General features: G+C 68.3%; 17 protein-coding genes and 1 other RNA gene. 8 read left to right on the top strand and 10 right to left on the bottom strand.

Features of this window, described 5'->3' with window-relative positions; all coding sequences use genetic code 11:
- Positions 1–38: 38 nt before the first annotated feature.
- From recR to ffs, 4 genes are all read right to left on the bottom strand, one after another.
- Positions 39–635: a recombination mediator RecR gene (gene recR, locus C5F75_RS09190; RefSeq protein ID WP_006478665.1), complete on the bottom strand. Its 597-nt coding sequence runs from the start codon at positions 633–635 to the stop codon at positions 39–41.
- A 31-nt stretch (positions 636–666) separates the two neighbouring features.
- A complete protein-coding gene (locus C5F75_RS09185; protein WP_006482124.1) occupies positions 667–993 on the bottom strand; it encodes a YbaB/EbfC family nucleoid-associated protein in 327 nt (108 codons plus the stop codon).
- A gap of 95 nt (positions 994–1,088) precedes the next feature.
- The gene (locus tag C5F75_RS09180; protein ID WP_059585301.1) at positions 1,089–3,473 is read right to left on the bottom strand and encodes a DNA polymerase III subunit gamma/tau; all 2,385 of its coding nucleotides are present in this window, start codon (positions 3,471–3,473) and stop codon (positions 1,089–1,091) included.
- Between the two features lie 127 nt (positions 3,474–3,600).
- Positions 3,601–3,699, bottom strand: an RNA gene (gene ffs, locus C5F75_RS09175) — signal recognition particle sRNA small type.
- 389 nt (positions 3,700–4,088) lie between these two features.
- On the opposite strand from ffs, the gene trxA reads away from it, so the two are divergent.
- The 8 genes from trxA (at position 4,089) to C5F75_RS09130 (ending at position 12,682) form a co-directional block, all read left to right on the top strand.
- A complete protein-coding gene (gene trxA, locus C5F75_RS09170) occupies positions 4,089–4,415 on the top strand; it encodes a thioredoxin TrxA (protein WP_006402348.1) in 327 nt (108 codons plus the stop codon).
- 195 nt (positions 4,416–4,610) lie between these two features.
- Positions 4,611–5,873 (top strand): transcription termination factor Rho, encoded by a 1,263-nt coding sequence (gene rho / locus C5F75_RS09165; protein WP_006753675.1) that lies wholly within the window; start codon positions 4,611–4,613, stop codon positions 5,871–5,873.
- 129 nt (positions 5,874–6,002) lie between these two features.
- The gene (locus tag C5F75_RS09160) at positions 6,003–6,503 is read left to right on the top strand and encodes a MerR family transcriptional regulator (protein WP_059585300.1); all 501 of its coding nucleotides are present in this window, start codon (positions 6,003–6,005) and stop codon (positions 6,501–6,503) included.
- Positions 6,500–8,056, top strand: a complete 1,557-nt coding sequence (locus C5F75_RS09155; RefSeq protein ID WP_059585299.1) for an MFS transporter — start codon at positions 6,500–6,502, stop codon at positions 8,054–8,056. Before C5F75_RS09160 ends, C5F75_RS09155 begins: the two co-directional genes overlap by 4 nt.
- 38 nt (positions 8,057–8,094) lie before the next feature.
- Positions 8,095–8,928, top strand: a complete 834-nt coding sequence (locus tag C5F75_RS09150) for a M90 family metallopeptidase (RefSeq protein WP_059585298.1) — start codon at positions 8,095–8,097, stop codon at positions 8,926–8,928.
- A 157-nt stretch (positions 8,929–9,085) separates the two neighbouring features.
- Positions 9,086–9,349 (top strand): type B 50S ribosomal protein L31, encoded by a 264-nt coding sequence (locus C5F75_RS09145; protein WP_040144297.1) that lies wholly within the window; start codon positions 9,086–9,088, stop codon positions 9,347–9,349.
- A gap of 145 nt (positions 9,350–9,494) precedes the next feature.
- Positions 9,495–11,327, top strand: coding sequence for an ArnT family glycosyltransferase (locus C5F75_RS09135; protein ID WP_104012116.1), 1,833 nt, complete (start codon positions 9,495–9,497; stop codon positions 11,325–11,327).
- Positions 11,328–11,329: 2 nt separating this feature from the next.
- Positions 11,330–12,682 carry an MATE family efflux transporter gene (locus C5F75_RS09130; RefSeq protein WP_060011029.1) on the top strand — a complete coding sequence of 451 codons (1,353 nt, stop codon included), beginning with the start codon at positions 11,330–11,332 and terminating at the stop codon, positions 12,680–12,682.
- Between the two features lie 11 nt (positions 12,683–12,693).
- Here C5F75_RS09130 and lipA read toward each other — a convergent pair whose 3' ends face one another.
- The 6 genes from lipA to C5F75_RS09100 form a co-directional block, all read right to left on the bottom strand.
- Positions 12,694–13,659, bottom strand: coding sequence for a lipoyl synthase (gene lipA, locus C5F75_RS09125; protein ID WP_059585295.1), 966 nt, complete (start codon positions 13,657–13,659; stop codon positions 12,694–12,696).
- A 2-nt stretch (positions 13,660–13,661) separates the two neighbouring features.
- The gene (locus C5F75_RS09120; protein WP_059585294.1) at positions 13,662–14,777 is read right to left on the bottom strand and encodes an acetoin dehydrogenase dihydrolipoyllysine-residue acetyltransferase subunit; all 1,116 of its coding nucleotides are present in this window, start codon (positions 14,775–14,777) and stop codon (positions 13,662–13,664) included.
- A 4-nt stretch (positions 14,778–14,781) separates the two neighbouring features.
- Positions 14,782–15,786, bottom strand: coding sequence for an alpha-ketoacid dehydrogenase subunit beta (locus C5F75_RS09115; RefSeq protein ID WP_059585293.1), 1,005 nt, complete (start codon positions 15,784–15,786; stop codon positions 14,782–14,784).
- A 54-nt stretch (positions 15,787–15,840) separates the two neighbouring features.
- Positions 15,841–16,824 carry a thiamine pyrophosphate-dependent dehydrogenase E1 component subunit alpha gene (locus C5F75_RS09110; protein ID WP_059585292.1) on the bottom strand — a complete coding sequence of 328 codons (984 nt, stop codon included), beginning with the start codon at positions 16,822–16,824 and terminating at the stop codon, positions 15,841–15,843.
- Between the two features lie 77 nt (positions 16,825–16,901).
- Entirely contained in the window at positions 16,902–17,678 is a 777-nt protein-coding gene (locus C5F75_RS09105; RefSeq protein WP_059585291.1) for an SDR family NAD(P)-dependent oxidoreductase, read from the bottom strand.
- Positions 17,679–17,736: 58 nt separating this feature from the next.
- Positions 17,737–18,795 (bottom strand): ATP-NAD kinase family protein, encoded by a 1,059-nt coding sequence (locus tag C5F75_RS09100; protein WP_059585290.1) that lies wholly within the window; start codon positions 18,793–18,795, stop codon positions 17,737–17,739.
- Positions 18,796–19,215 lie beyond the last annotated feature (420 nt).

Raw genomic sequence — 19,215 nt, 5'->3', positions numbered from 1 at the left:
GGCATGAGGAACGGCGCCGCTAGCAGGCGGCGCCCGGCTTACATCGTGCGGCGATCGAGCATCGCGCGGGCGATGGTGCCCGCGTCCACGTACTCGAGCTCGCCGCCCACCGGCACGCCGCGCGCGAGACGCGTGACCGCCAGCCCGCGCGCCTTGAGCGTCTGGCCGAGATAGTGGGCGGTGGCTTCGCCTTCGTTCGTGAAGTTGGTCGCGAGCACGACTTCCTTGACGACGCCGTCGGACGCGCGCCGCACGAGGCGGTCGAAATGGATTTCCTTCGGACCGATTCCGTCGAGCGGGCTCAGTCGCCCCATCAGCACGAAATACAGCCCGCGGTAGGTCATCGTCTGCTCGAGCATGATCTGGTCGGCGGGCGTCTCGACGACGCACAGCAGCGTCGGATCACGCTCCTCGTCGCTGCAGACCTCGCAGATCTGCGCTTCGGTGAACGTGTTGCATTTTTCGCAATGCTGCAGGTGCTCGGTCGCGAACAGCAGCGACCGGCCGAGCCGCTCCGCGCCCTCACGGTCGTGCTGCATCAGGTGAACCGCCATGCGCTGCGCGGATTTCGGCCCGACGCCGGGCAGCACGCGCAACGCTTCGACGAGAGCGGACAGGGCGGACGGCTGTTTCATACGGCGGCAAACGGTGCCAAGGACGCCAAGCTCAGAACGGCAGCTTGAAGCCCGGGGGCAGCGGCAGGCCCGACGTCATGCCGCTCATCTTTTCCTGCGACGTGGCTTCGGCCTTGCGCACCGCGTCGTTGAACGCAGCGGCGACGAGATCCTCGAGCATGTCCTTGTCGTCCGCGAGCAGGCTCGGGTCGATCGACACGCGGCGCACTTCGTTGCGGCACGTCATCGTCACCTTGACGAGGCCGGCGCCCGACTGCCCTTCGACCTCGATCAGCGCAAGCTGCTCCTGCATCTTCTTCATGTTTTCCTGCATTTGCTGCGCTTGCTTCATCAGTCCGGCGAGGTTGCCTTTCAACATGGGAATACTCCTTCTCGATCGTGTGAAAACCGGCACGCGGCGCGTGCCGGCCAATGTGTGCGGGGCGTGATTGTGCCTGTCGCGGGGCGCTCAGTTCAATGGAGTGTAGGCGGCGCGCCGTCCGGCGACGAATCGGCGAGCGGGCGCACCGACCCCTCGACGATGCGCGCACCGAACTCGCGCACGAGCTGCTGAACGAACGGATCGCCGTGAATCTCCTGCTCGGCTTCGCGCTGGCGTGCCGCGCGCGCGGCCGCATCGAGCGCCGCCGCAGTGCGCCGTGCGGGCCCGACCTCCACGGTCACCTCGACCGGCTTGCCGAGCGCATCGGCCAGCGCGGCCTTCAGCTTCGCCACCTGCGCGGCGTCCGCATACTGCGGCACGGGCACCGACAGTTTCAACGCGCTCGCATCGACGGCCGTCAGCTCGCTGTTGAACGCGAGCTGGTATGCAACACCCTTCAGCGGCAGCCGCGCGGCCAGCGCCGGCCATTCGCCGTCGAAGCCGATCGGATCGAGCGCGATCGCCGGCGGTAGCGGGCGCGTGTCGATCGGCGCGGCCGGACGTGCGTCCGCCGGCTTCGGCGTCACACGCACATCGTCGGGACCGCTGTCGAACACCGGCACGAAGCCGTCGTCGGAACCGCCGAACATTTCGTCGGCGCTGAGCGGCACGTAGTCGTCGGGCGGGATGTCCTCCCACGGCGGCGACGGCTGGCGCGCCTCGGCGGCTTGCGGCGCGCGGGCGGCGGCACGCGGCGTCGGCACCTGCACGGCCGGCCGCGGCGCGGCCGGCTTCTCGGCGGCCGGCTGGGCCGCCGCCGGCTTGGCCGCAGCGCCTGCACGACCGCGGTCCGACGACACGCGCATCCCTGCATTGCGCAGCACGTCGAGCGCGGCGGCGGCACCGCCGGCGCGCGCCGCCGGACGCGCGGCGGCCGGCTCGGGCGACGCGGCGCGCGGCGTCGGTTCGGCCTGCGGCGCCGGTTCGTCGTTTCGCTGCACGGCGGCAACGGCAGGCGGCTCGGGTTCCTTGCGGGCGGATGCCGGCACGTCGCCGGTGGGCGCTGCTTTCGTTTCCGGCTGCGGCGGCACGATGGCGTGTGCGTCGGCCGCGACCGGTGCCGGCGCTGCCGCCTCCGCCTCCGCCGGCGACGGGACGGCAGCCGGCTTGGCGGCCGACCGCCCGGCTTCGTCGCCCGACTGCGCCGGCGCCGAACGTGCGACCGGCACGGCAGGTGAGGCCGGCGTCGCAACTTGCGGACGCGCTGCGCTGGCGGGCGCTGCCGATACCGGCTTCGCCGCGGCGGCGGCGGCCGGCGCCGCGGCAGCACGCGGGGCCGGCACGGCACGCGGCGGCACGGACGGCTGGCCGCCCGGCGCACTGCCGGCGCCAACGGCCGGCTCGAACGCGAGCATCCGCAGCAGCGTCATCGTGAATCCGGCGTATTCGTCCGGCGCCAGGCCGAGCTCGGCGCGCCCGACCGTCGCGATCTGATAGAACAATTGGACTTGCTCGGGGCTCAGCGTCTGCGCAAAACGGCGCAGATCGGCCGCTTCCGGCCACTCGTCGAGCACCGAGCCCGGCGCGAACTGCGCCCACGCGATCCGGTGCAGCAGGCTCGCGAGATCCTGCAGCGCGGTCGAGAACGACAGGCTGCGCAGCGACATCTCGTCGGCAATCGCGAGGATTTCCGGGCCGCTGCCGGCCGCGAGCGCGTCGAGCAGGCGCACCATGTAGGTCTGGTCGAGCGCGCCGAGCATGCCCGACACCGCCGACTCGGTCACCTCGTTCGCCGAATAGGCGATCGCCTGGTCGGTCAGCGACAGCGCATCGCGCATGCTGCCTTGCGCGGCGCGCGCGAGCAGGCGCAACGCCTGCGGCTCGAACGTGATCCGCTCTTCGCCGAGGATCTGCTCGAGATGCGACACGATGTGCCCGGCCGGCATCTGCTTCAGGTTGAATTGCAGGCAGCGCGACAGCACGGTGACGGGGATTTTCTGCGGATCGGTCGTCGCGAGGATGAACTTGACGTGCGGCGGCGGCTCTTCGAGCGTCTTCAGCATCGCGTTGAACGCGTGGTTCGTCAGCATGTGCACTTCGTCGATCATGTAGACCTTGAAGCGCGCATCGACGGGCGCATACACCGCGCGCTCGAGCAGCGCGGCCATTTCATCGACGCCGCGGTTGCTCGCCGCGTCCATCTCGACGTAATCGACGAAACGGCCCTCGTCGATCTCGCGACAGGCGCGACACACGCCGCACGGCTGCGACGTGACGCCGGTTTCACAGTTGAGCGCCTTCGCGAAGATCCGCGACAGCGTCGTCTTGCCGACACCGCGGGTTCCGGTAAACAGATAGGCGTGATGGAGACGCCCGCCATCGAGCGCGTGCGTGAGCGCCCTGACGACGTGCTCCTGGCCGACGATCGAAGCGAAATCCTTCGGACGCCACTTGCGTGCGAGAACTTGATAGGTCATCGGGAAATTGTATCAGTAACGCTGCGTCGCGCCGACACGCGAAACGGTGCGGAACACGGGCAACGCACAGGTCGAACGGAGTGTGACGCGGAAATAAAAAACGCCCGGCGAACGGGGCGAGAAGGAAGGTGACGAGCCCAACCCTCGGCACTGGCGGAAAACGATTGTGGCTGCTTCGTTCCCGACCTGACCAGGTTCACCGCCCCACCATGCGAGGAGGCCCGTCACGGCATATTCTATCACCGCTTCCGGACGAATGCGACCATTTGTTCGCATCAATGCGAATGTCGCCGGGCAAACCGGCCCGTCGTCCATTCGGATACGTTGCATGCGGCGCGCCCCTTGCAATTGGCGAACCGGCCTCCACCTGCATGGCACGATGGTCGAACGTCGCGTCGTACCCCTACTCGCGTAGCGGCTACTATCGCCGCCCGCAGCAGATAGCAATTTAGGCTAATATGACGCCCGAACGACCCGCGAGCCGCGGATGCAGCGCTTACGCCCCTCCTTTCCGGAAAGGCGGAGTGACCTGCCGCGGCGGCCGGCAGCCTACGGCGGCCGGTTCGCCGCAACGCGCAAGCAGGCAGTCCCCGAACCGTAAGAGGTATTGACCCAATGAGCGAACAGATCAAACACATCAGCGACGCATCGTTCGAACAGGACGTCGTCAAGTCCGACAAGCCCGTACTCGTCGATTTCTGGGCCGAATGGTGCGGCCCGTGCAAGATGATCGCCCCGATCCTCGACGAAGTCGCGAAGGACTACGGCGATAAGCTGCAGATCGCGAAGATCAACGTCGACGACAACCAGGCCACGCCCGCGAAGTTCGGCGTGCGCGGCATCCCGACGCTGATCCTGTTCAAGAACGGCGCGGCTGCCGCGCAGAAGGTCGGCGCGCTGTCGAAGTCGCAGCTCACCGCATTCCTGGACAGCCACCTGTAATACCGGCAGATCCGCGGACGTGTTGTCAGTCGGCAACACGTCCGCCGCCAAGCCGCCGATCGCTCGCTCAAGCGCGAATCGGCCTATGCTAGAATTAAAAAACGTCGGCAAGACGCATTTAAGTCTCTGAGCGCTTCCGCTCGCCCTCCTCCCTTATTTTCTTTCGTCGCTTCTCCTCCCTGGCGGGTTCTCCGTATGCATTTATCCGAGCTCAAGTCTCTGCACGTGTCCGAACTGATCGAAATGGCCAATGGCCTGGAGATCGAAAACGCGAACCGCCTGCGCAAGCAGGAGTTGATGTTTGCCATTCTCAAAAAGCGCGCCAAGACGGGAGAGACGATCTTCGGCGACGGTACGCTCGAAGTGCTGCCGGACGGCTTCGGCTTCCTGCGCTCGCCGGAAATGTCGTACCTCGCGAGCACCGACGACATCTATATCAGCCCGTCGCAAATCCGCCGCTTCAACCTGCACACCGGCGACACCATCGAAGGTGAAGTCCGCACGCCGAAGGACGGCGAGCGCTACTTCGCGCTGGTGAAGGTCGACAAAGTCAACGGGCAGCCGCCCGAGGCCTCGAAACACAAGATCATGTTCGAGAACCTCACGCCGCTGCACCCGAACAAGCCGCTGGCGCTCGAGCGCGAGATGCGCGGCGAGGAAAACGTCACGGGCCGCATCATCGACATGATCGCGCCGATCGGCAAGGGCCAGCGCGGCCTGCTGGTCGCGTCGCCGAAGTCGGGCAAGACGGTGATGCTCCAGCACATCGCGCACGCGATCAAGCAGAACCACCCGGACGTCGTCCTGTTCGTGCTGCTGATCGACGAACGCCCCGAAGAAGTGACCGAAATGCAGCGCTCGGTCGCCGGCGAAGTCATCGCGTCCACGTTCGACGAGCCGGCCACGCGTCACGTGCAAGTCGCCGAAATGGTGATCGAGAAGGCCAAGCGCCTCGTCGAAATGAAGCACGACGTCGTGATTCTGCTCGACTCGATCACGCGTCTCGCACGCGCTTACAACACCGTGATCCCGGCATCGGGCAAGGTGCTGACGGGCGGTGTCGACGCGAACGCGCTGCAGCGCCCGAAGCGCTTCTTCGGCGCGGCGCGCAACATCGAGGAAGGCGGCTCGCTGACGATCATCGGCACCGCGCTGATCGAAACCGGCAGCCGCATGGACGACGTGATCTACGAAGAGTTCAAGGGCACCGGCAACATGGAAGTGCACCTCGAGCGCCGCCTCGCGGAAAAGCGCGTCTATCCGTCGATCAACCTGAACAAGTCGGGCACGCGTCGCGAAGAAATGCTGATCAAGCCCGAGATCCTTCAGAAGATCTGGGTGCTGCGCAAGTTCATCCACGACATGGACGAAGTCGAGGCGATGGAATTCCTGCTCGACAAGATCCGCCAGACGAAGAGCAACTCCGAGTTCTTCGACCTGATGCGCCGCGGCGGCTGATCGCCCTCGCCGCACGACACGGCCGCCCGCGCATTCCGCCTGGCGGCCGTTTTTCGATCCCAACCTGTACGTGAACGTACACGTTGACCTATAATCGCGTCATCCTTCCGCCGAAATCCGCCACCTCCGATGCCGAACGACGCCTCCGCCCCGTTATTGACCGTCAGCGACGCCGCGTCGCGGCTCGGCGTCACGCCGCGCACGCTCAAATATTACGAGGAGCGCGGGCTCGTCACGCCGTCGCGCAGCGAAGGCCGCTACCGCCTCTACGACGAAACCGACCTCGAGCGCTTCGCGCGCATCCTGCGGCTGCGCGCGCTCGGGTTCTCGCTGCACGGCATCACCGAAATGCTGAAGCGCCCGCTGGAAGAAACCGGCGACGGCCGGCGCCGCTATTCGGATGCATCGCTGCGCGACATCCGCGCCGGCCTCGCCGAGCAGATCGATACGCTCGACCGGCGGATCGCGGCCGTCCAGCGCGAGCTGAAGGAAGCCGTCGCGCTGCGCAAGGAATTGCAGCACGACATCGACTACGTCGAACGGCGCCTCGCCGGCGAAAACGCCGATGCGCTGATCGCGCAGCGGCGGGCGGAAGCCGGCGCGCGGCGCGCCCGCAAGGATCGCGAATGAACGCGGTGCCCGGCCGATCGCCGCTGTGGAGCCGCGCGAACCTGCGCGCGGACTTGTTCCCATGGGCGCTCGCGCTCGTCACCGGCATCGACTACTTCGACAACGCGGTCTTCTCGTTCTTCGCGAGCTACATCGCGGGCGGCATCAACGCATCGCCCGACGAACTCGTGTGGTCGTCGAGCGCCTACGCGGTCACGGCCGTGCTCGGTATCCTGCAGCAGCAATGGTGGGTCGACCGGCTCGGCCATCGCCGCTACGTCGCGGGCTGCATGCTGATGTTCTCGTTCGGCGCGATCGCGTCGGCGCTGGCCGACACGTCGCTGGCGCTCGCGTTCGCGCGCGGTTTCCAGGGTTATTTCATCGGCCCGATGATGGGCGCGTGCCGGATCCTGATCCAGATCAGTTTCAAGCCGCAGGAGCGGCCGCCCGCGACCCGCGCGTTCCTGATCATGATCCTGCTCGGCAGCGCGCTCGCGCCGATCGTCGGCGGGCTGCTGGTCGCGCATTCGACGTGGCGCGCGCTGTTCGCGTGCACGGCGCCGGCCGGCATCGCGTTCGCGATCCTCGCGCTGCTCACGCTGCCCGATTCGGGCCGCGCGCCGGACGACGAACGCGGTTCCGGCCACTTCTGGCCGTACGTCCTGTTCGCGCTCGCGCAAGGGGCGCTGCAGATCGTGCTGCAGCAGGTGCATTACCAGCTCTACAGCGGCTCGCCGATGCTGATCGCGCTGACGATCGCCGGGCTCGGCGCGCTCGCGTGGTTCGCCTATCACCAGTGGCATCACCCGACGCCGCTCGTGCGGCTGCACGCGTTTCGCGAGCGGACGTTCCAGATCGGGCTACTGCTCTACATGTTCTATTACTACGAGACGACGGGCTTCAGTTACCTGACGTCGCGGTTTCTCGAGGGCGGGCTCGGCTATCCGGTCGAGAACGCCGGGCGCCTGGTCGGCACGATGTCGCTGATCTCGGCCACCGCGCTGTTCGCCTATCTGCGCTACGCGAAATTCGTCACGCACAAGAAATGGTTCGTCGTGCCGGGGTTCGCGATCGCGGTCACGGCCGCGCTGTGGATGACGCGGATGACGCCGCAGGTCGGCGAAGCGGCGCTGATCGTCCCGCTGCTGCTGCGCGGGTTGCTGCTGCTGTTCATCGTGCTGCCGGTCGCGAACCTCACGTTCCGCATCTTCGCGATCGACGAATACACGCACGGCTACCGGCTCAAGAACATCGTGCGGCAACTGACGATCTCGTTCGCGACGTCGTCGGTGATCATCGTCGAGCAGCACCGGCTGGCCGTGCACCAGACACGGCTCGTCGAGCGCGCGAACGTGTTCGACCCGCTGTTCCAGCAGACCGCCGATGCACTCACGCGCGGCTATGCGGCCGCCGGCCACGCGCTGAACGACGCGCACGGCCTCGCGATCGCGTCGATCGCGCGGATGGTGGCGCAACAGGCGTCGTTCCTCGCGTCGCTCGACGGTTTTTACTTCCTCGCGGGCGTGGCGCTCGTCGGCGGCCTCTTCGCGGCATGGCAAAAACAGATCGATTGAGTTAAAAGACAGGCTTTGGATTTTCGTCCGCAGCCTCCATGCTTTCGAAACTGACCCGCTGGTTCGACGACCGCCGCCGCGACCGCGCGCTGCGCAGCCATCCGATTCCCGACGCGCTATGGCGCGAAACCGTCGAGCGGCTGCCGTTCCTGGCCAATCTCCCGCCCGGCGCGCTCGTCCGGCTGCGCGAGATGACGAGCCTGTTCGTCGCGAAAAAATCGTTTTCGACCGCGCATGGGCTCGAGTTGACCGACGCGATGATCGTCGCGATCGCCGCGCAGGCCTGCCTGCCCGTGCTGAATCTCGACCTGTCACTGTACGACGGCTGGGTCGGCGTCGTCGTGTATCCGGGCGAATTCGTGATCCGCAAGACGGTGCAGGACGAGGACGGCGTCGTACACGAAGTCGAGCAGGATGCGAGCGGCGAGGCATGGGAAGGCGGACCCGTGATCCTGTCGTGGGAAGACGCGCAGATGACGGACGGCCGGGATGCATACAACGTGGTGATCCACGAGTTCGCGCACAAGATCGACATGGTCAATGGCGCGGCCGACGGCTATCCGCCCCTTTTTCGCCGCTGGCATGCGCCGCACCTCGACGCGCAGGCGTGGGCCGACGTGTTCGAACATGCGTACGACCAGTTCTGCGCGCGCGTCGACGCGGTGCCGGAGCGCGCGTGGGCGCGCTTCGAGCGGGACTCGCTGATCGATCCCTATGCGGCCGACCACCCGTCGGAATTCTTCGCCGTATGCAGCGAGGCGCTGTTCGTGCGGCCGAAAGCGTTCGAGTCCGAATTTCCGGAGCTGTACCGGCTGCTCGCGCGCTACTACCGGCAGGATCCGGCCGGCACCGGCGCGCTCGACGCACCATGAAAATTATTCGTCAACCGTCTGATTTTCTGGCATAATCGCCGTTTTTCGACCTTAGGCAAGTGGCTCGCGCCGGGCTTGACGTCAGCCGAAACGCTCCCATCGGGGCGGCACGGCCGGCCAAGCGGCGGGTTGGCTACCGCTATCACCAAGGAAAATCATGAAACCTGGCATTCACCCGGACTACCGCGAAGTCGTCTTCCAAGACATGTCGAACGGCTTCAAGTTCATCACGCGCTCGACGATCCAGACGCGTGAAACCATCGAGCACGAAGGCAAGACCTACCCGCTCGCCAAGATCGAAGTGTCGTCGGAATCGCACTCGTTCTACACGGGTCAGCAAAAGATCATGGACACGGCAGGCCGTGTCGAGAAGTTCAAGAACAAGTTCGGCGCACGCGCCAGCGGCAAGGTCGCGAAGTAAGCTTCGCACCGCATCCGGTGGTTGCAACGCACCGGTACCGCACGAAAGGGCAGCCCAGGCTGCCCTTTTTTGTCTCTGCCCGCCCGGAAAGGCGCCGCCCGGCGCCCGGGCAACGACCTGACGCACAACAGCGGGCGCGACTACAATGCCGGATGCTCGAAACCGGCTCGACCGCGCGCAGTCGCGCCGGCCGCCCGCCCATAACAAATCGCTCATCTGCATGAAGCCTGTCGTCCGTCTCACCGCCTCCGCCACGCGTGCGCTGCCGCGCTGGCTGCTGCTCACGCTCTGCCTCGTCTACGCGGCGTTCGGCCTGTTCGGCCGCGACCCGTGGAAAAACGAGGACGCGGCGGGCTTCGGCGTGATGTGGACGATGGCCAAGGGCGGCTGGCACGACTGGCTGCTGCCGAACCTGGTCGGCAAGTTCATCACGACCGACGGGCCGCTCGGCTACTGGCTCGGCGCACTGTCGATCCGCGGCCTCGGCCCGTGGGTCGACGCAAGCAACGCGTCGCGCGTCGATACCGGCGTGCTGTTCTGCGCCGCGTGCGCGTTCGTCTGGTACGCGGCCTACCTGCTCGGCCGGCGCGCCGAGGTTCAACCGTTCAAATACGCATTCGGCGGCGAGCCCGAGCCGCGCGACTACGGCCGCACGCTCGCGGACGGCGCGCTGCTGGTGCTCGTCGCCTGCTTCGGCCTCGCGGAACGCGGGCATGAAACGACGCCGCAACTCGCGCAATTCGCGTGGATCGCGATGCTCGTGTACGGGATCGTGCGCGGCATCGACAAGCCGCTGCAAGGCGCACTGTGGTGGGGCCTCGCGATGGGCCTCGTCGCGCTGTCCGGCAACCCGGTGCTGGTCGTCGCGCTGCTCGCGGGCACGGCCGCGCTGTGGCTCGTCACGCCCGAGATGCGCAACCTGCGCCTGCCGCTGGTCGGCCTGCCGCTCGCGGCCGCGATCTTCGCGCTGTGGCCGATCGCCGCCTTCGTCGCGGCGCCGGACGACGCCGCATGGTTCTTCAACCAGTGGATCCACGGCAGCCTGATGCGCTTTTCGGGCCCGCCGACGGCCGTGCTCGGCTATGCGGCGAAGAACCTGCCTTTGTTCACGTGGCCCGCCTGGCCGCTCGCGATCTGGGCGTGGTGGAGCTGGGCCGGCATGCGCCGTCGCGCGCACATCGCGATTCCGCTGTCGGTGGCCGTGCCGCTCGTCGCGCTCGTGATCCTGCAAAGCCAGCAGTCGAACCGCATGTACATGCTGCTGCTGCCGCCGCTCGCGGTGCTGGCGACGTTTGCGCTGCCGACCCTCAAGCGCGGCGCGATCAACGCGATCGACTGGTTTGCCGTACTGAGCTTCACGATCCTCGGCACCTTCGTGTGGCTGGTGTGGCTCGCATCGCTCACCGGCTTCCCGCATCCGCTCGCGCGCAACCTCGCGCGTCTCGTGCCCGGCTACGAGCCGCATTTCAAGATCCTGTCGTTCATCTGCGCGGTGATCGTCACCGTGTGCTGGTGCTTCATCGTGCGGTGGCGCGTGTCGCGGCAGCCGAAGGTGCTGTGGCGCAGCGTCGTGCTGTCGGGTGCGGGCACGACGCTGATGTGGGTGCTGCTGATGACGCTGTGGCTGCCGATCGTCAACTACGGCCGGACCTATCGCGACGTCGCGCAACAGATCGCCGTGCACCTGCCGTCCGACTACGAATGCATCTCGCCGGTGCGGCTCGGCGACGCGCAGATCGCGACCTTCGCGTACTTCGGCGACATGCACTTCGATTTCTCCGGCGACTGCGACGTGATCCTGCGCCAGGACCGTGCCGACTTCGGCGAGCCGAGCGCGATGTCGCAATACGTGTGGCGTCTCGTCTGGGAAGGCCGCCGCGTCGCCGACCGCGACGAGCGCTTCCGCCTGTACGAGCGCATCGAACGGCCGAAGACGCCCGTCAAGCGGCGTCCGCCGCGCCGCCGGGCGGCCGATTGACGATGTTCGGCGACATCCGCCGGATCGTCGGTCTCGCGTGGCCGGTGCTGGTCGGCCAGCTCGCGATCATCGCGTTCGGGGTGATCGACACCGCGATGGTGGGCCGCTACTCGGCCGTCGATCTCGCCGCGCTCGGGCTCGGCTCGTCGATCTACGTATCGATCTATATCGGTCTAACCGGCATCCTGTCCGCGCTGCAGCCGATCACCGGGCAACTGTACGGCGCGCGGCGCTATGCGGAAATCGGCGAGGAAGTGCGCCAGGCGCTGTGGCTCGCGCTGCTGCTCGCGATTCCCGGCTTCCTGCTGCTGCATTTTCCCGAGCCGCTGTTGCGCATCGCGCATGCGCCCGCCGCGCTGCACGAGCGCACCGTCGACTACCTGCGCATCCTGTCGTACGGGCTGCCCGCGAGCCTCGTGTTCCGCATCTACAACGCGCTGACCAACGCGGCCGGCAAGCCGCGGCTCGCGATGATCCTGCAGATCGGCGCGCTGCTGCTCAAGTTTCCGCTGAACGTCTGGTTCATCTTCGGCGGCTTCGGCGTGCCGGCGCTCGGCGGCCCCGGCTGCGGGCTCGCGAGCACGCTGATCAACTGGGCGCTCGCGCTGATCGGCTACACGCTGCTCGCGAAGCTCGACGTGTTCGCGCCGCTCGCGATCTTCTCTCGCTTCTGCTGGCCCGTCTGGGCGCGCCAGAAGGCAATCCTGAAGCTCGGCGTGCCGATGGGCCTGTCGTATCTGATCGAGGTCACGTCGTACACGTGCATGGCGCTGTTCATCGCGCAGTTCGGCACGACGACGCTCGCCGGCCACCAGATCGCCGGCAACATCGGCGCGGTGCTGTACATGACGCCGCTGTCGATCGGCGTGGCGGCGTCGACGCTGGTCGCGCGCGCGCTCGGCGCCGGGCACGCCGAGGAAGCCCGGCTGCTCGGCCGGCACAGCGTGATGTTCGCGTGCGGCGTGGCGGCTGCCTACGGCGTGCTCGTGTTCGCGCTGCGCCCGCTGATCATCGGCGGCTACACGCCGAACCCGGCCGTCGCCGCGGCCGCGATGCCGCTCGTCGCGATCGTCGCGTGCTACCACGTGTTCGATGCGCTGCAGGTCACGTCGGCGTTCGTGCTGCGCGCGTACAAGGTGGCGGTCGTGCCGACCGTGATCTATGCGGTCGCCCTGTGGGGCGTCGGACTCAGCGGCGGCTACCTGCTCGGCTTCGACGTCGGCGGGATCGCGCCCGCGTGGCTGACCGGCGCGCGCGGCTTCTGGTTCGCGAACACGGTCAGCCTGATGCTGGCGGGCGCGGGGCTCGTGCTGTACCTGCGCCGCATTGGCCGCGCGCACGCCGCCACAGCCTGAAGCGCGGCGCGCTACGCGCCCTCCAGCACGTCGGCTGCGTGATAGGAGGACCGCACGAGCGGGCCGGCGACCACTTCCCTGAAACCGAGCGCAAGCGCCTCGTCGCGCCACACGGCGAAGGCCTCCGGGCTCACGTGGCGCCGCACGGGCAAATGGTGCGCCGACGGCGCCAGATACTGGCCGAGCGTCAGCACGTCGACCTCGTGCGCGCGCAGGTCGCGCAGCGTGTCGCGCACCTCGTCGTCGTGCTCGCCGAGCCCGAGCATCAATCCCGATTTCGTCACGAGCGTCGGCCGCGCGGCCTTCGCCTGCGCGAGCAGTTCGAGCGAGCCCCGATAGTCGGCGCCCGGCCGCGCCGCCCGGTACAGCGACGGCACCGTCTCGATGTTGTGGTTGAACACGTCGGGCCACGCCGACGACAGCGCATCGAGCGCCCGTGCCGTGCGGCCGCGGAAGTCCGGCGTCAGCACCTCGACGCCGATGCCCGGCACGCTCGCGCGCACCGCCGCGATGCACGCGGCGAAATGCGCGGCGCCGCCGTCGCGCAGATCGTCGCGGTCGACCGACGTGATCACGACGTAGCGCAACCCGAGCGCCGCCGCCGCGTCGGCCAGCCGCGCGGGCTCGTCGGGATCGAGCGGCTCGGGCCGGCCGTGCGCGACGTCGCAGAACGGGCAACGCCGCGTACACAGCCCGCCCATGATCATGAAGGTCGCGGTGCGCTGCGCGAAGCATTCGCCGATGTTCGGGCACATCGCCTCCTCGCAGACGGAATGCAGCCGATGCTCGCGCAGCACGGCGGCCATGTCGGCCACCGCCGCGCTCATCATCGGCCGCGCGCGCAGCCACGGCGGCTTCGGCAGCGCCGCGCCGGCCGCGGGCTCGACGCGCACCGGAATGCGCGCGAGCTTGTCGCGACTTCTCGCGCCGGGCTGGCCGAGCGCCGTGAGGCTGGGTCGTTCGAGCGCGGCGGCCATCGTCAGTCTCCGAGGAACGCGACGATCAGGCGGTTCACGTCGGCGGCCGCCTCCATCTGCACCATGTGCCCGCCGCCGGCGATCACCTCGGCGCGCACGCCGTCCGGCAAGCCCTGCGCGTGCCGCGCGGGAATCACCTGGTCGCGCTCGCCCCAGATCACGAGCGTGCGCGGCGCAAGCGACGCGAGCCGGTCGCGGAATACGCGCCGCTGCGCGGCGCCGTCGAACGCGGCGTCCGCGATCTTCTCCAGCGCGGCCTGCACGCCTTCGAGCCGCTTGTACTTGACGAGATCCTCGACGAGCTGCCGCGTGACCAGCGCGTCGTCCGCGAACAGCGCGCCGAGGTGCGGCTTCAGCGTGTTGCGGCTGTTGCCGGCGACGAAGCCGTCGATGTATGCACGGTTGATGTCGGCGCCGAGCCCCGCGCTCGCGATCAGCGTGAGCGACGCCACGCGCGCCGGCGCGCTGTCGGCCAACGTCATCGCCACCGCGCCGCCCATCGAATGGCCGATCAGGTGCGCACGCTCGATGTGCTGCGCATCGAGCAGCGCAAGCACCGCGTCGGCCAGTTCGTCGAGACTGCCGGTCTCGACGGCCTTCTCCGACTCGCCGTGGCCGGGCAGATCGAGCGCCCACACCGGCCGGTGCGCGGCGAGTTCCGCATGGTTGAACAGCCAGTTGTTCAGGTCGCCGCCGAAGCCGTGGATCAGCACGGCCGGCGTGCCCGAACCGTCGCCGAGCTTCAGGAAGCGGATCGTGCGTCCGCCGATCCGCGCCTTCTCCGGCTGCGGGCCGGCCGCCTCGTCGGACGCCGCGCTCGGCACGAAATCGCGCTGGAAGTCGGCGATCGCCGCATCGATGTCGGCGTCGCTCGTGTCGGCGGCCGCGACCACGCCGAGCAGCGCGCCGACGGGCAACGTCTCGCCCTCCTGCGCGATCTGGCGGCGCAGCGTGCCGTCGAACGCGCATTCGACGCCCGACGAGATCTTGTCGGTCTCGACGTCGAGCACCTCGTCGCCCTTCGCCACGCGTTCGCCGATCGCCTTCAGCCAGCCATTGACCTGCCCCTGCTCCATCGACAGCCCCCACTTGGGCATCGTGATCATGTGAATCGACATCGTGTCAGCTCCTCGTCTTCAGGACCGCCCGCGCAATCGCATCGGCGGACGGGATATACAGGTCTTCCAGCACGCCGGCGAACGGCGCGGGCGTATGCGGCGCGGTGACGAGCTCGATCGGCGCCTTGAGCGAGCGGAACGCGCGCTGCGCGACGAGCGCGGCGATGTCGGTCGCGATCGAGCAGCGCGGGTTCGCTTCGTCGACCACCACCACGCGCCCCGTGCGCTCGGCGCTTTCGAGGATCGTTTCCTCGTCGAGCGGCGACGTCGTGCGCAGGTCGATCACGTCGCACTGGATGCCGTCCTTCGCGAGCGTCGCGGCCGCGTCCATCGCCAGATGCACCATCCGGCCGTACGTGACGATCGTCGCGTCGTCGCCGTCGCGCAGCACGTTCGCCTCGCCGAACGGAATCGCATAGGATTCCTCCGGTACGTCGCCCTCACGCGTATAGAGCAGCTTGTGTTCGAGGAAGATCACGGGATCGTTGTCGCGGATCGCCTGGATCAGGAGCCCCTTCGCGTCGTACGGCGTCGACGGGCACACGACCTTCAGCCCCGGGATGTGCGTGAACAGCGACGTGAGCATCTGCGAGTGCTGCGCGGCCGCGCGCAGGCCGGCGCCGTACATCGCGCGGATCACGACCGGCGTCACGGCCTTGCCGCCGAACATGTAGCGGAATTTCGCCGCCTGGTTGAAGATCTGGTCGAAACATACGCCCATGAAATCGATGAACATCAGTTCCGCGACGGGCCGCATCCCGCACGCGGCAGCGCCGACCGCCGCGCCGATGTAGCCGCCCTCCGACAGCGGCGTATCGAGCACGCGGCCCGGAAACTTGTGGAACAACCCCTTCGTCACGCCGAGCACGCCGCCCCATGCGTCGTCCTCGCCGGGCGCGCCCGCGCCGCCCGCGTTGTCCTCGCCCATCACGATCACGCTGTCGTCGCGCGCCATTTCCTGCGCGAGCGCCTCGTTGATCGCCTGCGAATAGGTAATCTTCCTTGCCATGTCTGTCTCCTGAAATGTTCGGTTCGCCGTGCCGGCTGCTCGGTCAGGCCGGGTTCACGGATACGACACGTAGACGTCGGCGAGCAGGTCGGCGGCATCCGGCAGCGGCGCCGCCTTCGCCTGCGCGACCGCGTCGTCGATCAGCGCCTTCACCTGGGCGTCGACCGCGCGCAGGTCGGCCGTCGTCAGCGCTTCGGCGCGCACGACGCGCGTTTCGAAATGCTTCAGGCAGTCCTTCTCGTCGCGCAGCTTCTGCACTTCGCCCGGCGCGCGATAGGTTTGCGCATCGCCCTCGAAGTGGCCGAAATAGCGCGTGAACTTCACCTCGACGAGCGTCGGGCCGCCGCCGTTGCGCGCGCGGTCGACGGCTTCGCCGAGCGCCTCGTGCACCGCGAAGAAGTCGAAGCCGTCGACGATCACGCCCGGCATCCCAAACCCGTTCGCCCGATCGGCGATGTTGTCGGTCGCGACCGACCAGCTCGACGACGTCGCTTCCGCATAGCCGTTGTTTTCGGCGACGAAGATCGCGGGCAGCCGCCACACCGACGCGAGGTTCATCGATTCGAAGATCACGCCCTGGTTCGACGCGCCGTCGCCGAAGAAGCACACGCCGACGCCGCCGGTTTTCTTGTGCTTGGCCGCGAGCGCCGCACCGCACACGAGCGGGCCGCCCGCGCCGACGATCCCGTTCGCGCCGAGCATCCCCATCGACAGGTCGGCGATGTGCATCGAGCCGCCCTTGCCGTGGCAGACGCCTGTCTTCTTGCCGTAGATCTCGGCCATCATCCCGTGCACGTCGACGCCCTTCGCGATGCAATGGCCGTGGCCGCGGTGCGTGGTGGCCACGTAGTCGTCGAGGCCGAGGTGCAGCATCGTGCCGACGGCGGACGCCTCCTCGCCCGCGTACAGGTGAACGAAGCCGGGTATCTCGCCGGTCGCGAATTCGACGTGCAGGCGTTCCTCGAATTCGCGGATCGTGCGCATCAGCCGATAGGCGTCCAGCAGCTTGTCCCTGCCGAGCTGTGTCGAAGCGGTCATGTGTGTCTCCTGGGTAGGTCTGACTGCGAATGCCGCCCCGGCCATGCCGTGGCGGCGGATTGCACGGCCTGCGGCCGTCAGTGAAACGTGAAGCCGCCGTCGACGTTCACGGCCTGGCCCGTCACGTTGTCCATCGTCGCGAAGAACAGCGCGAGCCGGCCCATGTCTTCCGGCGTCTGCGCGCGGCCCTGCGGAATCAGCGTCAACTGGTGCCGCTGCCACGACTCCTCGACCGATTCGCCGTCGGTCTTCCATTCGTCGGACAGCCGGTCCCACATGTAGGTACGGACGATGCCGGGGCAGATCGCGTTGACGGTCACGCCGTCGCGCGCGAGCTCCTTCGCCAGCGCGTTGGTGAAACCGACGACCGCAAATTTCGATGCGCTGTAATGCGCGAGATTCGGGAAGCCTTCCTTGCCCGCGATCGACGCGACGTTGATGATCCGGCCGCGCCGCTGCGCCTTCAGATGCGCGAGCGCCGCGCGGCAGCCGAGGAACGTGCCCTTTGCGTTCACGTCCATCACGAAATCCCAGTCGCGCTCGGTCAGTTCGGCAACCGGACGGATGCTGATCACGCCCGCGCAGTTCACGAGGATGTCGAGCCCGCCGAGGTCGCCGAGCGCCTGCGCGACCATCGCGTCGACCTGCGCGGCCTGCGTGACGTCGACCTTCGCGATCGCCGCGCGGCGGCCGAGCGCGCGCACCTCGCCGGCGGTCGCGTCGAGCGCGTCGTCGAGCAGGTCGGCCAGCAGGATGTCGGCACCGGCGCCGGCGAGCGTCAGCGCGATGCCGCGGCCGATGCCGCGCGCGCCGCCCGTGACGATGGCGACCTGTCCTTCGAGAGGGGCTGTCATGGCGATGTCTCCTTGATGATCGTGATGGATGTCGAAACGTCTTCGTGAAACCGGTGTATCAGTCGTGCCACGCACCGGCATCGCGCAGCAGTTGCCGTGACGACGCGTAGCGCAGCGTGCGGCCGACGTCGACCGTCAACGGTCCGCCCCAGTCGAGTGCGATCTCGTAGCGATCGCCGCGCGCGACCTCGATCTCGCGCTCGCCGTCGAACGCGAGCGTGCCGCGCTCGAACGGAATCACGTGCCACGCGCCCGGCTCGAGCCGCTCGCAACTGCGCATCACGACGCGGTCGACGCGCCCCGGCGCGATCGGCGCGACGAGCGGCGTGCCGGCCGTCTTGCCGGCATCCGCGAAGCGCATCGCGAGCCCGTGCGGCGCGCTGCGTTCGAGCGGCGCCCACGCGCCGCCGAGCGCGGACAGGCCGATGCCGTCCGGTTCCGCGAACGTCAGATAGAGCGTGTCGATGTCGTCCGAGCCGGAGATCGCGCGCGCGCCGACGAAGCGCTGCCGCGCGGCGCACACATCGACGAGCGCGATCTCCTCGCGCCCGGGCTGCGCGCCCGCGACGCAGCGCACGACGAGCCGCTTGTTGCGCACGAACGCGACCTCGGCCGGCACGGCGCCGGTCGCGACGAGCCCCGCGGCGACGCCGGCGACGGTCGCCTCGCGATGTTCGGGAAACGCGTTGTTGGTGCCGGTGGACAGCGCGACGAGCGGCGTCGCACCGCAATGCGCAGCCACCGCGCGATGGGTGCCGTCGCCGCCGAGCACGACGATCAGCGACACTTCCATCCGATGCAGATAGGCGGCGCCGGCCTGCGTGTCGGCAACGCTGTCGGTGATCGGCAGGTCGACGAATTCGACCTGGGGCCAGCGTTCGTGCGGCGCGACCGCGCGATGCGTGTCGATCGCGCGCAGCAGCAGCGTCGCGATGCCCGTGCGGTCGCGCAGCGTCAGCACGCGCTCGACGCCCATCGCGCCGAGGCCGGCCAGCAGGCGCACGATCATGTTCGCCTTCTCCGCGGTCGGGAACACGGATGCATGCGTCGTGAGGCGGCGGATGTCGCGCCCCGATGCGGGGTTCGCGATCACGCCGACGGTAACGGGCGTCGTCACGGGTTTGTCTCCATCCAGTCGGCAGGGCCGGCGTATTGCGCGCGCCGCCCTCGCCTGTTTCGTCCGCTGCCATCGACGGGCGGCGGATCGTCGTCGCCGACGCGATTGCCGGCTTGCCCGTCATCTCTGCAAGCGGCGTGCCATCGTGCATGCGATGGCCGCGAAACCCGCGTCCGCGCTGGCGCGGCGGGCATGCGCGGGTTCGGAATGCGCGGTCGTGACGGCGCGGCGCGCGTCGAATTCGCCGGTACGTCTCATGCCGTCGATACGGCGACGCGATCGTCGCGGCGCGCGCGCATGCGCGGCGTTCCGCCCGCAAACCCTGCGTTCGCGCGGCGCCGCGCGCGCGACGCCCCGCCTGACGACCGTCGCGCCGCGCGCGGGCGGCCGTCTCAATCGCGCGAGACGCATCGGATACCG

Source organism: Burkholderia anthinoferrum (genome assembly GCF_002925705.1).
Classification (GTDB): Bacteria; Pseudomonadota; Gammaproteobacteria; order Burkholderiales; family Burkholderiaceae; genus Burkholderia; species Burkholderia semiarida.
Note: the sequence above shows the minus strand (reverse complement) of the source record. Positions and strands in the feature narration are given on the sequence as shown.

Excerpts from the sequence above, each read along its gene's own strand:
- recR (WP_006478665.1), bottom strand. The coding sequence starts at position 635 with ATGAAACAGCCGTCCGCCCTGTCCGCTCTCGTCGAAGCGTTGCGCGTG.
- C5F75_RS09185 (WP_006482124.1), bottom strand. The coding sequence starts at position 993 with ATGTTGAAAGGCAACCTCGCCGGACTGATGAAGCAAGCGCAGCAAATG.
- C5F75_RS09180 (WP_059585301.1), bottom strand. The coding sequence starts at position 3,473 with ATGACCTATCAAGTTCTCGCACGCAAGTGGCGTCCGAAGGATTTCGCT.
- trxA (WP_006402348.1), top strand. The coding sequence starts at position 4,089 with ATGAGCGAACAGATCAAACACATCAGCGACGCATCGTTCGAACAGGAC.
- rho (WP_006753675.1), top strand. The coding sequence starts at position 4,611 with ATGCATTTATCCGAGCTCAAGTCTCTGCACGTGTCCGAACTGATCGAA.
- C5F75_RS09160 (WP_059585300.1), top strand. The coding sequence starts at position 6,003 with ATGCCGAACGACGCCTCCGCCCCGTTATTGACCGTCAGCGACGCCGCG.
- C5F75_RS09155 (WP_059585299.1), top strand. The coding sequence starts at position 6,500 with ATGAACGCGGTGCCCGGCCGATCGCCGCTGTGGAGCCGCGCGAACCTG.
- C5F75_RS09150 (WP_059585298.1), top strand. The coding sequence starts at position 8,095 with ATGCTTTCGAAACTGACCCGCTGGTTCGACGACCGCCGCCGCGACCGC.
- C5F75_RS09145 (WP_040144297.1), top strand. The coding sequence starts at position 9,086 with ATGAAACCTGGCATTCACCCGGACTACCGCGAAGTCGTCTTCCAAGAC.
- C5F75_RS09135 (WP_104012116.1), top strand. The coding sequence starts at position 9,495 with ATGCCGGATGCTCGAAACCGGCTCGACCGCGCGCAGTCGCGCCGGCCG.
- C5F75_RS09130 (WP_060011029.1), top strand. The coding sequence starts at position 11,330 with ATGTTCGGCGACATCCGCCGGATCGTCGGTCTCGCGTGGCCGGTGCTG.
- lipA (WP_059585295.1), bottom strand. The coding sequence starts at position 13,659 with ATGGCCGCCGCGCTCGAACGACCCAGCCTCACGGCGCTCGGCCAGCCC.
- C5F75_RS09120 (WP_059585294.1), bottom strand. The coding sequence starts at position 14,777 with ATGTCGATTCACATGATCACGATGCCCAAGTGGGGGCTGTCGATGGAG.
- C5F75_RS09115 (WP_059585293.1), bottom strand. The coding sequence starts at position 15,786 with ATGGCAAGGAAGATTACCTATTCGCAGGCGATCAACGAGGCGCTCGCG.
- C5F75_RS09110 (WP_059585292.1), bottom strand. The coding sequence starts at position 16,824 with ATGACCGCTTCGACACAGCTCGGCAGGGACAAGCTGCTGGACGCCTAT.
- C5F75_RS09105 (WP_059585291.1), bottom strand. The coding sequence starts at position 17,678 with ATGACAGCCCCTCTCGAAGGACAGGTCGCCATCGTCACGGGCGGCGCG.